Source organism: Pseudaminobacter salicylatoxidans, assembly GCF_003148475.1.
Lineage (GTDB): Bacteria > Pseudomonadota > Alphaproteobacteria > Rhizobiales > Rhizobiaceae > Pseudaminobacter > Pseudaminobacter salicylatoxidans.
Genome location: NZ_QGGG01000001.1, coordinates 312,740 through 326,769, shown reverse-complemented (window position 1 = coordinate 326,769; position 14,030 = coordinate 312,740). Strand labels below are relative to the sequence as shown.

Genomic DNA, 14,030 nt, shown 5'->3' with positions numbered 1-14,030 from the left:
GTCAGGCTCCTTTGTTCCGCGCGCGTTTGACTGTGATGGCGACCAGCGTGAGGATCACGATGACCATGACGTAGGGCAGGGTCTGCACCAGTTCCGCCGGCAGGCCCCTGCCCTGCAGCCGGATCTGGACCGCGTCGAAGAGGCCGAAGAGCAGCGCGCCGAGCGCGGTCGCCCACGGCCGGTTGCGGCCGAAATAGAAGGCGGCGAGCGCGAGGAAGCCGCGTCCGGCGGTGATGCCTTCATTGAAGATGCCGACCACGCCGATGCACAGATAAGCGCCCGCCAGTCCCGCCATCATGCCGGCAAAGACGGTGGAGGCATCGCGCAGGTTGAGCGGGTTGAGGCCGAGCGCCCGCGCGGCTTGCGGGGCCGCACCTGCCGCGCGCAGGCGCAAGCCCAGCCGCGTGCGCGCCAGGAACCACGCCGTCACCGGCACTAGCAGCCACGCCGCCCAGGTAAGCGGGTCGTGACCCGACAGGATCGCGCCCAGCACCGGAATGTCGGCCACCACCGGAATGTGGATGCGTGGCAGCATCGCCACCTCCGGCAGGCTAAGCGTGCCCGAAGTGCCGTACCAGCTCTTCAGGAAGAAGCGCACCAGCCCGGCAACCGCGATGTTGAAGCCAAGGCCGACGATGATTTCATTGGCCTCCAGCCGGGTGACGGTGAGCGACATCAAGAGGCCAAGGAAGCCGCCGACGAAAGCGGCAGCGATCAGCGCCGCCGGCCAGCTTCCGGTCTGGGAGGCGACGATCAGCCCGAGGAGCGCCCCCGCCAGCATCATGGAATCGAGACCGATATTGACCAGCCCCGCGATGCGGTTGACCAGCCCGCCAAGTGCCGCGAGCAGGATCGGCGTCGTCATGACGAACGCCGCATGGATGACGTTGTCGATCATTTGCCGCTCCGCCGGTTTTTCAGGAGCCAGCCGAAACGGGCGACCGCGAAGATCATCACCGTGCCCTGCAGGATGTTGACGATCTCGATCGGTACGTCGCTGAAGAGCTGGATGGTCGCGCCAGACGTCGCCAGGGCGCCGAACAGCAGGGCAGCCAGCAGGATGCCGATGGCCGAGCCGCGCCCCAGCAGCGCCACCGCGATGCCGGTGAAACCGTAGCCCGGCGAGAAGCCCACGACGAAGCGGTTGACCGTGCCCAGCGCCTGGATGCCGCCGGCAAGACCGCCAATGGCGCCCGAAAGCAGCATCATCTTCACGATCAGCATCGGCACATTGATGCCCGAGGCGATGGCAAAGCGCGGGTTGAGGCCGGCGAGCCGGGTTTCGAGGCCGAGCGCGGTGCCACGCCCCCACAGCCAGTAGAGCACCAGCAGCGCCATTGCGATGAGGAAGCCGGCATTGAGCGTGGAAGGCGGCATGAGCCTCGGCAGGCGCGCGGCCTCGACCACCATGGGCGTGGCCGAATTGGCCGAGCCGGGCGCCAGCAGCGGGCCGTTGACCAGCCAGGCTGTGAGGCCGATGGCGATGAAATTGAGCATCAGTGTCGTCACCACCTCGTCCACGTCGAGACGGGCCTTAAGCACTGCCGGCACCAGCATCCACAGCGTGCCGGCAACAACGGCAGCGCCCAGCGCCAGCGGCAGCAACAGGGCGGCGGGCAGGTCGACATAGGTGAAACCGACAAAGGCAGCGGCCAGCCCGCCGACGAGCACGCAGCCCTCGACGCCGACATTGAACACGCCTGTGCGGAAGGCCACCGCCGTCGCAAGACCGGTGAGGATCAGCGGCGTGGAGGCGGCGACGGTCGCGGCGATGCGCTTCACGCCGCCAAAGGATTCCTGCAGCAGCAGCCAATAGACTTCGAGCGGATTGTGCCCGGCGCTTCCGAGCACGACAGCGGCGACGATCAGCGCAAGAACCAGCGGCGCGACAGCCAGCGCGACATCGCGCCAGCCGATGCCGGACACCGGGCGAGCGGAAGAAGCAACGGTGCTCATGCGGCGACCTCCTCACGGGTTTCGCCCAGCATCATGCGGCCCAGTTCCTCGATCTCTGCCGAGCCGCGCGCGACCTCGCCGGTGACGCGGCCGTCATAGAGAACGACGATGCGGTCCGAGAGCGCGATGAGTTCTTCCAGCTCTTCCGAAATCACAAGCACCGCCCCGCCTGCCTCGCGATAGTCGAGCAGGCACTGATGGATGAAGGCGATGCCGCGAATATCGACGCCGCGCGTCGGCTGGCAGGCGAGCAGCAGCTTCGGGCCGCCATCGAGTTCACGCGCCATGGCGACCCGCTGCTGGTTGCCGCCCGACAGGCTGCCGATCGGCAGGGAAGCCGAGGCGCGCTTGACGGAGAAGCGGTCGAGCAGCGTCTCGACATGGCTCTTGATGGTGCCCTGCTGCAGCAGGCCGCATTTGCACAGCCCAGGCGAGCGATGCCGGCCGGCAACGAGATTTTCCGAGATCGGCGCAGTCAGGCACAGCCCTTCCGCCGCGCGGTCGGGGCTGAGATAGCTCAGGCCGCGTTCACGCCGGGCGCGCAGGTCGAGCCTGGTGACATCCTTGCCATCGAGCCTGATCTGACCCCGCTCGATGCGACCAAGACCGGTCACGGCGGCGATCAACTCGTCCTGTCCGTTGCCCGCCACGCCGGCAATGCCGACGATCTCGCCAGCTCGAATATCGAGGTTGAGTTCCTTCAGGCGCAGGGTGCGTCGTGCATCGCGCGCTGCAAGGCCACGGATTTCCAGCACCGGCTGGCCCACGGCGGTCGGGCGGGCGTCCGGCTTGCTGAGGATTTCGCCGATCATCATTTCGGCAAGGTCGGCCTTGGTCGTGTCGGCGGTCGTGATGGTCGCGATGACCTGCCCGGCGCGGATCACGGTGATCTCGTCGGCCAGCGCCATCACCTCGTCCAGCTTGTGACTGATGAAGAGGATCGTACGGCCCTCGGCGCGAAGCTTGCGCAGGAGAACGATGAGTTCCTGCACCTGCGCCGGCGCCAGCACGGCCGTCGGCTCGTCCAGAATAAGCACGTCCGCGCCGCGATAGAGCAGCCGCAGGATTTCGACGATCTGGCGCACATGCACCGGCGCGTCGTCCACCGGCATGTCCCAGTCGAGCGTGACCCCGGCTTCCCGCTCCAGCTTGCGCGCGGCTTCCAGGGCCGCCTTGCGGTCGATGCGGCCGAGCCCCTCGGTGGGCTCGTGCGCCAGCACGAGATTTTCCAGAAGCGTCAGCCCCGGCACCAGCATGAACTCCTGATGCACCATGCCGATGCCCCGCGAGAACGCATCGGCCGGCCCGAGGAACACGGTGGGCACGCCATCGACAACGACGACGCCGTCGTCGGGGCGGTCCATGCCCTGCAGGATGCGCATGAGCGTGGACTTGCCCGCACCGTTGCCGCCGACAATGGCATGGATGGTTCCACGCGTTGCCCGGAAGGTGATGCGGTCGTTGGCGACGAGCGAGCCGAACCTCCGGGTAACGCCCTGCGCGCCCAGACGGATCGACACGTCCGGCAAAGTTTCAGCCGTAGACATGGACTGCTCTTGAAAAGTTGCGGGTGCTTATTTCATGAAGTCCGGGTAGCCCTGGTCGACCACATTCCAGACCTTGACCTTGCCCGACAGGATATCCTGCTTCGCGGCCTCGACCTTTTCGAGGGTCGCGGCCGGGATCAGGTCCCTGGTGTATTTCATCTCGGACAGCCCGACGCCGTTTTCCCTGAGCCCGAGCGACAGGGTCTGTCCACCGGGGAATTTGTCAGCGGCATAGTCCTTCATCACCGTTTCCACGGCGACGTCGGTGTATTTGACCATGCTGGTCAGCACATTGCCGGGCGCGATGCCGTCCTGATCGGTATCGACGCCGATGGCATAGACGCCGGCTTCCCTGGCCGCCTGGATGACGCCCATGCCGGTGCCGCCGGCAACGTGATAGATGATATCGGCACCTTCCTCGATCATGGCTTTGGCCATTTGCAGGCCGACCGCCGGATCACCGAAATTGTTCGAATAGGCGACCTTTACCACGATATCGGGATTGGATGCCCTGGCGCCCTGGATGTAGCCGGCGATGAACTTGTCGATGCCTGCTGACTTGGTGCCGCCGATAACGCCGATGACCGGCTTGTCGTTGATGCCCTTGATGGAAGTGTCGGTCGTGACCAGAGCGGCGAGCGTACCGGCAAGGTATGAGCCTTCCTGCTCCTGGAACAGAACGGAGGCAATGTTGGCCCCCTCCCGCACCTGGTTCAGGATCACATATTTCGTGTCGGGATAGTCCCTGGCGACTTCCAGCATCGGCTCGCCATGAGCGTATTCGAGATCGACGATCAGGCCGAAATCGGCATCCGAGGCACGGCGCAGGATTTCGGTCGCCTGCGACACCACTTCCTTGGATTCGACCGGCTTGCCGGCCAGCCCGGTCTCCTTCAGCGCGCGCTGGAAGCCGGCATGGCCAAGGTCGTTATAGGACTGGTCGCCAAGGCCGCCCTGCGAAACGATGAGGGCAACCGGCTTGTCTTCGGCGCGGGCGCTAGCCGTGCCAAGGACCGAGGCGAGGACCATCGTGGCCGCGAGCGCCATCGAACTGGTTTTCATTGTGTGTCTCCGTGTTGGATCCGTTGTTTCGCGGCTGCCTGACGAGCGTGGCCTCATAGGAGTAGCGGCGCGCGTCATAGATGGCATCGACGGCATCGAGCAGCGTGCCGTCGGCGGCGAAGGAATGGCGGGTGACGGCGACGACGACAGCGTCGCCTCCGAGATTGAGCAGCTTGCGATCTTCCGGCGCGGCCGCACGCGCCACCAGCCGCTCGGTTGCACTGCGAACCGAAAAGCTGTGCTCCTCGAAAAAGCGATAGAGCGAGAAGGACGGCAGTGACGCGACTTCGCGCGTCAGGCCGGTCAGCCGGGCAAGCTCGGCCGAGATCACTGAACGATGACGGGCCACGGCCTTGCCATCGACGAGGCGCAGGCGGTCGAGATGGATGAGCGCGGCGTTTTCGGGATATGGCAGGTCGGGCTGCCACGAAGCCTCCTCGAATGCCAGAAGTTGATGAGTTGCCGTGTGGCCGGCAGCTTCCACGGCTTCGGTGAAGCTCAGCAGATAGCCAGGCTGGCGCCGCAACGGTGCTGCCGCCACGAAGGAACCGCTGCCTTGCCGGCGCGTGATGAGCCCCTCGTCGACGAGTTGCTCAACGGCCTTGGCCACCGTGAAGCGGCTGACCCCCCAATCGCGCGCGAGCTGCGGCTCGCTTGGGATACGGGCGCCCTCACCGAGTGCGGCGATGTCCTCGCGCAACCGGTCCGCGATCTGCAGATAGAGCGGTCCTTCTCGATCGCGCGCACCGGCGGCCATCGGTCATCTCCAAACTTGTCCAGTCAACTGTACAGCCTGAATCCCGGAAAACAAGACGGAGTCGATCGTTTGCCGCAGAAAAATTTCCGGGCTTACGACATGCAAATAAAATCAAAGTCTTGATTGATTTTTCTCAGCGAGAAAAGCAGGCTGACGTGACGTCAGAAGCACCAGCCTCCGGAGGGAATCCGGCGAGGCTATGACCAGCCGGGCGGTGTCGTGGGCGCGCGTGGGGCGTTTGACTCGCGCCAGGCCGCGAGCAGGGAATACCAGTGCCGAGAGCGCGCTGCCGGCGGCGCGAAGGGACGCCGCCGGCAGCGCAATCATCAGGCGATGATGACGTCCGTCCTGGCGAATTTCGTCACGTCGATCAGGCCCATGTCGGAAATGCGCAGTTCAGGGATGACCACCAGCGCCAGCAGCGAGTGCTGCATATAGGCGTTGTTGAGTTCGCAGCCGCATTCGCGCATGGCTTCAACCAGCCGGCCCGCCTTGACCGCCACAACTTCCGCGCGCTCGTCCGACATCAGTCCCGCGACCGGCAGTTCGACCAGCGCCAGCTCCCTGCCCCCGGAGATCATGACGATGCCGCCGCCGACCTCCTGCAGGCGGTTGGCGGCCTGCGCCATGTCGGCCTTGTTGGTGCCCACCACGATCATGTGGTGGCTGTCATGGGCCACGGTGGAGGCCATGGCGCAGTCCTTCGTGTGGCCGAAGCCGGAGACGAAGGCGTTGACCACCTCGCCGGTGGCGCGATGGCGCTCGACCAGCGCGATCTGGCAGACGTCATTGGCGCGGTCCATCTGCACCAGCCCGTTCGCGACCTGCAGCTTGCGCTCCAGCGCCCTGGTCGGCGCCTGGTTCTCGACCACACCGATCACGCGCACATTCACCTCGGATGCGCCCGGAGCGGCAATGTCGAAATCGGTGGCGGTCAGCTTCTTGCCGAGCTTCACCGTGTTCTTGGCGCTATCCGGATAGTCATAGGCCGGAATGTCGGCGGCAAGCTTGCCGCCCTCGGCGAGCAGTTCACCGCGCGCGAACACCATTTCGACCGGCAGTTCTGCGAGGTCCGACGTGATGATGAGATCGGCGCGGCGGCCCGGCGCGATCGAACCCAGCTCGCGTTCGAGCCCGAAATGCTGAGCGGTGTTCAGCGTTGCCATCTGGATCGCGGTGATCGGCTTCAGCCCCTGCGCGATGGCATGGCGCACCACGCGGTTCATATGACCGTCATTGACCAGCGTGCCGGAATGGCTGTCGTCGGTGCAAAGCACGAAATTGCGGGAGTCGACGCCGCGTTCGGTGATCGCTTTCACCTGCGCGGCGACGTCATACCAGGCCGAGCCGAGGCGCAGCATGGCGCGCATGCCCTGCCGCACGCGGGCGATGGCGTCGTCGACCGTGGTGCCCTCGTGGTCGTCGGCAGGACCACCGGCAGCATAGGCATGGAAGGCGCGGCCGAGGTCCGGCGAGGCATAGTGCCCGCCCACCGTCAGGCGCGCGGATTGCGTGGCCGCAATCTCGGCCACCATCTTGGCATCGTTGGCGGCGACGCCGGGAAAATTCATCATCTCGCCGAGGCCGATGACGTTGGGCCAGCCCAGCGCCTGCCGCACGTCATCAGCGCTGAGTTCGGCGCCCGCGCGCTCCAGCCCCGGCGCGCTCGGCACGCAGCTCGGCACCTGTACGAGAATGTTGATGGGCAGGCTCTGTGCCTCGTCGTTCATCAGCTTCACGCCGGCAAGGCCGAGCACGTTGGCGATTTCGTGCGGGTCGATGAACATGGTGGTGGTGCCGTGCGGAATGACGGCGCGGGCGAACTCCGTCACCGTCACCAGGCCGCTTTCGACATGCATGTGGGCGTCGCACAGACCCGGCACGAGATAGCGCCCGGCCGCATCGACCACCTTGGTGCCCTCGCCGATCGTGTGGCTGGCATCAGGCCCGACATAGGCGAAGCGGCCGGCGCAAACGGCAATGTCCGTGTTGGGCACGATCTCGCCGGAATAGACGTTGACCCAGCGGCCATTGCGGATCACCAGATCGGCCGGCGTGCGCCCCATCGCCACGTCGACCAGTCGCGGGGCGGTTTCAAACCATGGCTGCAGCATGTCCTGCATGTCCTTTCAAGTCGCGGATGGAATAAGGGCGGGCTTCGCAACGCGAGCCCGCCCTTCGTGTTCAGTATTGGACCTGCATCACCAGGATGGCGGCAAGCACGGCCACGAACCACATGACCGGCCTCACCTCGCGCGCCTTGCCGGCCACCAGCTTCAGCACGACGAAGCCGATGATGGCGAGCGACAGGCCGAGCGTGATGGAGAAGGTGAGCGGGATCAGCACGATCGCCAGGAAGGCGGGGATGGCGTCCTCGATGCTCGACCAGTTGATGCGGCCCATGGGCTCGGACATGAACAGGCCGGTCAGGATCAGCACCGGCGCGGTGGCGATCGCCGGCACCAGCGAGAGCAGCGGCGACAGGAACAGGAAGGGCAGGAACAGAAGGCCGGAGACGAGAGCCACGAGACCCGTGCGTCCACCCTGCTGGATGCCCGCGCCCGATTCCAGATAGACAGTTGCCGGACTGGTGCCGAGAGGAGCGGAAATAAGTGCTGCAACGGCATCGACATGCATCGATTCCTTCACGTTACGCGGCATGCCGTCCTCATCCTTCAGGTTCGCGGCTTCCGCAAGCCCGAGGAAGGTCGACAGCGCCTCGACGAAATTCGTGAACAGGAACACGAAGATGAACGGTGCATAGGCAACCTGCAACGCGCCCATCACGTCGATCTTGCCGACGAAGCTGAAGTCCGGCGCGGCGAAGAGCCCGTCCCAGTTGACCAGCGTGTGCAGGTCGGGCGTATCCGGCCAGAAGGCGCTGCCGTCGCCCCACCAGCGGCCGATGGGAATGGCAAGGAGCGTGGTGATGATCATGCCCGCCATCATCGCGCCGGGCACGCGGCGCACCACCAGCGCAACGGTGACGATGAAGCCGGCGATGAAGGTCAGCGTGACGGGGTTGAAACTCGTCAGGCCCACGATGGTGTCGGGGTTGGCGACGATGAACTTCGCGTTCTCCAGCCCGATCAGCGCGATGAAAAGACCGATGCCGCAGGCTATGCCATAGCGCAAATCGGCTGGGATTGCCTCGATAACCGCCGTGCGCAGGTTGAGGACGGCGAGGATGGTGAACAGGACGCCGGCCCAGAGCACGCAACCCAGCGCGATCTCCAGCGGCACCTTGGCGCCGATCACCATCGTGTAGGCGAACAGCGCGTTGATGCCCATGCCGGGCGCAACGAGGATCGGGCTTCGCGCATAGAGGCCCATGGCGCAACTGCCGATGAAGCTCACCAGCACGGTCGCGGTGACGCCCGCCGAAAACGGAATTCCGGCGTGCTGCAGGATCGAGGGATTGACGACGATGACATAGGACGCCGCCAGAAATGTCGTCAGGCCGGCGATGATCTCGGTACGGACCGTCGATCCGTAGCGGCTGATCTCAAAAAAACGGTCGAGAAAACCATGAAGCCAGGATTTTTCCTGGCTTCCGGCGCTCGCCGCGACGTTCGATTGATAGTTCATTTCTCCTCCCCTTTATTGAACTTCATCGAGCCGCACAATGATCCCCTTACTCCGCCGCGATCGGCCTGGCCGATGCGCCGGCTTCCGGCAGAAGCGGCGAGATGACCTCGAGATTGACGCAATCGACCACGCCGAGATCGGTGATCGCATAATCCGGGATCGCGGTGATCTGCAGCACGAACATGTACATGAACGGCCATGGCAGATCGCAGCCCAGCGCACGCGCCGCGTCGTCCAGCCGGGTTTCGAGCGCGGCCATTTCCTGCGGGTCGATGTCGGAGACGATGCCGCCGATGGGCAGATGCAGGAACTCGATGACCTTGCCGTCCTTCACCACCACCTGGCCGCCATTGTTGGCGATGAGGTGGTTGATGGCGACGGCCATGTCCTCGGGATTGGCGCCGATGCAGATGATGTTGTTGTCGTCCGGCGCGGTTGAACTGGCGATAGCGCCCGTCTTCAGGTTGAAGCCGCTCGTGAAGGCGACCGGGCGGTTCTGCGTCTTGCCATAGCGTTCAACGACCGTGACGTACTGGACGTTCTGGTCGAGATCGGCCAGCACCTTGCCATCCCTGACCGGCAGCTTCACGTCGCGGCGCGTTCGCACAAAGATCTTCTCCGGCGTCACGGCGATGGCCAGCACGTCGGCGGCGTCGCCGCTGCCCGCGTAAGGCAGGGCGATTTCGTCGGCGGTGACCGGCTTGACCTTCACCGACTTCAGCAGCGCCTCGCTACGCACCGGCGGAGTCAGTTCAACTGCCATCCTGCCGTTGCGCGCAGCTACCGCACCATTGGCGATGACGGCTTCGACGCCGAAATTGCGCAGGTCGTCGACGATCAGGATGTCGGCGATGCGGCCGGGCGAGATCGAACCCACCTTGTGGTCGATGCGCAGCGCCTCGGCGCCGTTGATGGTCGCCATCTGGATCGCCGCCATCGGCGAAATGCCCATGGCGATCGCCATACGCACCATGTTGTCGAGATGGCCACGCGAAAGGATGTCGCTTGCCACCACGTCGTCGGTGCAGAAGCTGATGCGGCGCAGGGCCTTCACGCCCATCTCGGTGACGATGCGCAGATTGTCGTTGAGGAAGTGCGAGATGGAGGATTCGCGCACCACGACATGCATGCCGGCGCGCAGCTTCTCCAGCATTTCCTCCGGCGTGTAGCTTTCATGGTCGGCGCGCACGCCCGACTGCATGTAGCCGTTGAGGCGCGCGCCACGCGTCATCGGGCAGCAGCCCAGCACCGGCAGGCGGCTCGTCTCGGCAATCTCCAGCGCCTTGAGCACGTCCGCGTCTTCTTCCTGAATGAATTCGCGCACCGTCTCCCAGATGCCGACGCATTCGGGCCAGTGATGCGTGGCGAGATGGTCTTCCGGGCCGAAGTAATGGCCGACGGTCGAGCGCGGCATGGTGTAGGGCGTCTTGCACGGCGCGCCCCAGAACACTTTCAGCGGCGTCTGCTTGGCTTCATCGAGGAATTCGCGCGCGGCATCCGGGCCGCCCACGACGATGATCTGGTCGAGGCCCGAAACGATGGAGGTGGTGCCGAGCGGCACGACGGCCTTGGCGAAGCTGGTCAGCGACAGCTTCGAGCACTCGACATGAAGATGACCGTCGATCATGCCGGGCGCGAGATATTTGCCGGTGGCGTCGACGATTTTCGTGTCGGGTCCGATGTGGTCGGAAATGTCGCCCACCGCAATGATGCGCTCGCCATAAATCGCGATGTCGGCCTGATAGATTTCTTCCGATACGACATTCACCAGCCGTCCGCCGCGAACCGCCAGCGTTGCCTTGGCCTCCTTGCCCGATGCCGCACGAATGAATTCCCGAATATCCGTCACTTGAGAGTCTCCCTAGTTTGGCCGGGAGTATTTCGACAGCGGATCGTTTGCACAACTGGCCGAAACTGGATATTTGTGGGACAGATCGTCCAATTTCTTGAACGAAAAGTGAGCCGCGCATGGACCTTTCCGTCATCGATTGCTTCGTGAAAGTGGCCGACGCCCGCTCCATTTCGGCGGCGGCGCGACTGCACCGGCTGCCGAAATCCACGATCAGCCACCGGATCAGACAGTTGGAGGACGAGTTCGGCGTGGAATTGTTCGTGCGCGAGGGCCATCATCTGCATGTCACCGACGCGGGCTCGGAACTGTTGCGCCATGCGCGGCGCATCCAGGCAAGCTGCGACGACGCCGCGACCGCCATGGCGGAGATGCGCCAGGAGGTGGCGGGTACGCTGCGTGTCGGCTCCACCGGTGAGTTCGGCACCACCATCACCTCGGAACTGCTCTACGCCTTCCGCCAGCAATATCCGCAGGTCGCGCTCGACGTGGTGTTCCTGACCACGCACCAGCCTTTCACCGATGTCACGGAAATGGCGCTGGACGGCATCTTCCATTGGGGCGAGCCATCGGATGTCGATTATATCAGCCGGCGGCTGGCGACGGCCTCATACGGCCTCTATGCAAGCCCCGCCTATCTGGCCCGACACGGCACGCCGCAGATGCCCGATGATCTGTCCACGCATCGGGGGCTGATCTTCCGCCAGCCGACGCGGCCGCAATCCTGGTATCTGGCGAGAGGCGAGCGCTCGGATATGAATATCCTGCCGCCCGCCACCTGCATGGCCAACGACTACTGGACGCTGAAATATTTCGCCGTGGCCGGCGAAGGCATCGCCTATCTTCCCGGCTTCTTCGTCGAGACGGAGTGCCAGAACGATCTTTTGATGCCGGTGCTTCCCGACTGGCGTTCGCCCGAAACCGCAATCAACCTGATCTATTCGCGCAGGCGCCACGTCTCGCGCCGCTTCAAGGCTTTCGTGGAATTCTGCATCGAATTCTATCGCGACCGCGAGCGCCGTTCGATCCCACGTTACTATGTCGAAAAGGTCGGATAGCGACCTTCCCGGCTTCACGCCGGCAACGGAGGGGCAGCGGAAAAGCCGATCGCTTCTTCGATTTTCGCAGCACAGTCGAGCAGGAAACGGTCTTCGTGCCAGCGCCCGACCAGTTGCAGGCCGATGGGCAAGCCGGTGGACGACAGCCCGCAAGGGATGGACAGCGCCGGATGACCGGTCAGGTTGAACGGGAACGTATAAGGATACCACGCGCCGCGAATGGTACCTGCATCGCGGCCCGCAATCTCGACGCGACCGAGCGGATCGAGCCCGACCGGCAGCGCCGGGGCCGATAGCGTCGGCGAGGCGATGACGTCGCAGCGCTCCAGCACCTGCTGCACCTTGCCGAAACAGGCGGTGCGGGCGAACTGAGCCTCGCAGAGATCGGCCGCCGTATAGCCCATGCCCGCCCTGATGGTCTCGATCAGCGTCGGATCGAGCTTTTCGGGCGTCTGTTCCAGCGCCTTGCCGACGCGCGCCCAGAGCAGCGAGCGCAGCACGACCAGGAATGGCTCTTCCATCGAGACGAAATCGAGCTCGATGGGCTCCACCTGCATGCCCAGCGCCTCGGCCTTGCGCATGGCCGCGACGGTTGCGGCCTCGACCTCCGGGTCGAGGACATTGCCGCATTTCAACAGGAAACCGACGCGCACCGGCTTTCCCGCATCGCGTTCAATCGGCGCGGCTGCCGCCTGCCCAAACGGGTCGCGGCGGTCGGGTCCGGCCAGCACGTCGAACATCATCGCCGTGTCGGCGACGTTGCGCGCCATCGGCCCGACATAGGAATTCGCGCCGAACAGATCGGGCGCCTGCAGATTGGGGATGACGCCGAGCGTCGCCTTCAGGCCCACAACACCGCAACAGGCAGCGGGGATGCGGATCGAGCCGCCGCCATCTGTACCGAGCGCCAGCGGCCCCATGCCGGCCGACACCGCCACGGCCGCGCCGCCGCTGGAGCCGCCGCAGGTGTAGTCCGCGTTCCACGGATTGAGCGTGCGACCGAAGAACGGACCTTCGGTAAACGGCTTGTGGCCGAATTCCGGCGTCGTGGTCTTGCCGATGACGATAGCACCCGCCGCCCGCGCGCGGGCCACACCGACCGCATCCGCCGCTGGCACCTGATTTGCATAGAGCGCCGAGCCCTGCGTGGTGGCGATGCCCTCGGTGGTAGTCAGGTCCTTCACCGAGAACGGCAACCCGTGCAGCGCGCTAAGCTCGTCGCCGCGCATGACGGCAGCCTCGGCAGCTTCGGCTTCCTCGCGGGCGCGCTCATGCGCCAGCGCCATGAAGGCGTTGAGGTCGGCGCGTTCCTCGATGCGTGCGAAGGCGGCATCCACCGCCTCGACCGGCGAAATCTGCTTTTCGCGGATCGCGGCAGCGAGCGCGACGGCGGAAAGTTCGGCAATCTCGGTCATGGCGGCCTCCGGCGGAAAAAATTCGGTCAGATCATCCAGCGGCCGCCGTCGATCAGCAGCGTCTGGCCGGTGATGAAGCGCGCGTCCTGGCTGGCGAGGAAGCAGACCACGCCGGCGACGTCCTCTGGCTCACCGACGAAGCCGGTGGGGGTCGCGGCCTTGATGCGGTCCAGCACCTGCACTGGCATCTTGTCATGCGCGCGGGTGCGGATGGCGCCGGGCGCGACCGCGTTCACGGTGACGCCATGCGGCGCCAGCTCGCGCGCCAGCGAGCGCGTGAAGCCGACAATACCCATCTTGGCCGTCGCATAGTCCACCAGCCCGGCATCGCCGACGAAAGCTGCGTCGCTCGACATATTGACGATGCGCCCGCCGCGCTCGCGCATGGCAGGCGTCACCAGCCGCGACAAGCGCATGGTGCTGAACAGCGAAACCTCGAAGACAAAACGCCAGACATCTTCCTGCGATGCATGGAAGGGGGCGGAGCGCTCGCGGCCGCTCTGGCCGACATTGTTAAAGAGGATATCGACCGGTCCGAACTTTTGCGTCGCCGCCGCATGGAAGGCTTCCAGCAAAGTGACGTCGGTGCAGTCGCCGGCCATGGTCAGCACGCGGCCCTGCGGCAGGTCGCCCAGGCCCTCAGCCAAGCCGGCGGCGTCGAGGTCGATCGCGGCCACGAAAGCGCCTTCCTCGACGAAACGCCGGGCCGTCGCCGCGCCGATGCCATTGCCGGCACCGGTGATCATGGCCAGCTTGCCTTCGAAACGACCCGTCCCTGCGCTCATGGCTCGGTTCCCC

Annotated in this window: 11 protein-coding genes; 1 reads left to right on the top strand and 10 read right to left on the bottom strand. The window is 65.1% G+C overall.

The features are described from left to right. Position 1: 1 nt before the first annotated feature. The 8 genes from C7441_RS01430 to C7441_RS01390 all read right to left on the bottom strand — a co-directional run bounded on the left by C7441_RS01430 (position 2) and on the right by C7441_RS01390 (position 10,759). On the bottom strand, positions 2-898 hold the full coding sequence (locus tag C7441_RS01430) for an ABC transporter permease (protein WP_109611393.1): 897 nt from the start codon (positions 896-898) through the stop codon (positions 2-4). Beyond that, the gene (locus tag C7441_RS01425; protein WP_109611392.1) at positions 895-1,956 is read right to left on the bottom strand and encodes an ABC transporter permease; all 1,062 of its coding nucleotides are present in this window, start codon (positions 1,954-1,956) and stop codon (positions 895-897) included. Before C7441_RS01425 ends, C7441_RS01430 begins: the two co-directional genes overlap by 4 nt. Further along, positions 1,953-3,503, bottom strand: coding sequence for an ABC transporter ATP-binding protein (locus tag C7441_RS01420; RefSeq protein ID WP_109611391.1), 1,551 nt, complete (start codon positions 3,501-3,503; stop codon positions 1,953-1,955). Before C7441_RS01420 ends, C7441_RS01425 begins: the two co-directional genes overlap by 4 nt. A gap of 27 nt (positions 3,504-3,530) precedes the next feature. Next, on the bottom strand, positions 3,531-4,565 hold the full coding sequence (locus tag C7441_RS01415; protein ID WP_210205592.1) for a BMP family lipoprotein: 1,035 nt from the start codon (positions 4,563-4,565) through the stop codon (positions 3,531-3,533). Beyond that, positions 4,501-5,322, bottom strand: coding sequence for a GntR family transcriptional regulator (locus C7441_RS01410; protein WP_109611389.1), 822 nt, complete (start codon positions 5,320-5,322; stop codon positions 4,501-4,503). The genes C7441_RS01415 and C7441_RS01410 overlap by 65 nt, the downstream gene beginning before the upstream one ends. Before the next feature lie 326 nt (positions 5,323-5,648). Next, a complete protein-coding gene (gene ade / locus C7441_RS01400; RefSeq protein WP_109611596.1) occupies positions 5,649-7,436 on the bottom strand; it encodes an adenine deaminase in 1,788 nt (595 codons plus the stop codon). Between the two features lie 70 nt (positions 7,437-7,506). Further along, on the bottom strand, positions 7,507-8,910 hold the full coding sequence (locus C7441_RS01395) for an NCS2 family permease (RefSeq protein ID WP_109611387.1): 1,404 nt from the start codon (positions 8,908-8,910) through the stop codon (positions 7,507-7,509). A 46-nt stretch (positions 8,911-8,956) separates the two neighbouring features. Beyond that, positions 8,957-10,759: an adenine deaminase gene (locus C7441_RS01390; RefSeq protein ID WP_109611386.1), complete on the bottom strand. Its 1,803-nt coding sequence runs from the start codon at positions 10,757-10,759 to the stop codon at positions 8,957-8,959. A gap of 119 nt (positions 10,760-10,878) precedes the next feature. On the opposite strand from C7441_RS01390, the gene C7441_RS01385 reads away from it, so the two are divergent. Continuing rightward, entirely contained in the window at positions 10,879-11,817 is a 939-nt protein-coding gene (locus tag C7441_RS01385; RefSeq protein WP_019172434.1) for a LysR family transcriptional regulator, read from the top strand. A gap of 14 nt (positions 11,818-11,831) precedes the next feature. Here C7441_RS01385 and C7441_RS01380 read toward each other — a convergent pair whose 3' ends face one another. Next, on the bottom strand, positions 11,832-13,232 hold the full coding sequence (locus C7441_RS01380; RefSeq protein ID WP_109611385.1) for an amidase: 1,401 nt from the start codon (positions 13,230-13,232) through the stop codon (positions 11,832-11,834). 26 nt (positions 13,233-13,258) lie between these two features. Next, positions 13,259-14,017, bottom strand: coding sequence for an SDR family NAD(P)-dependent oxidoreductase (locus C7441_RS01375; protein WP_109611384.1), 759 nt, complete (start codon positions 14,015-14,017; stop codon positions 13,259-13,261). Positions 14,018-14,030 lie beyond the last annotated feature (13 nt).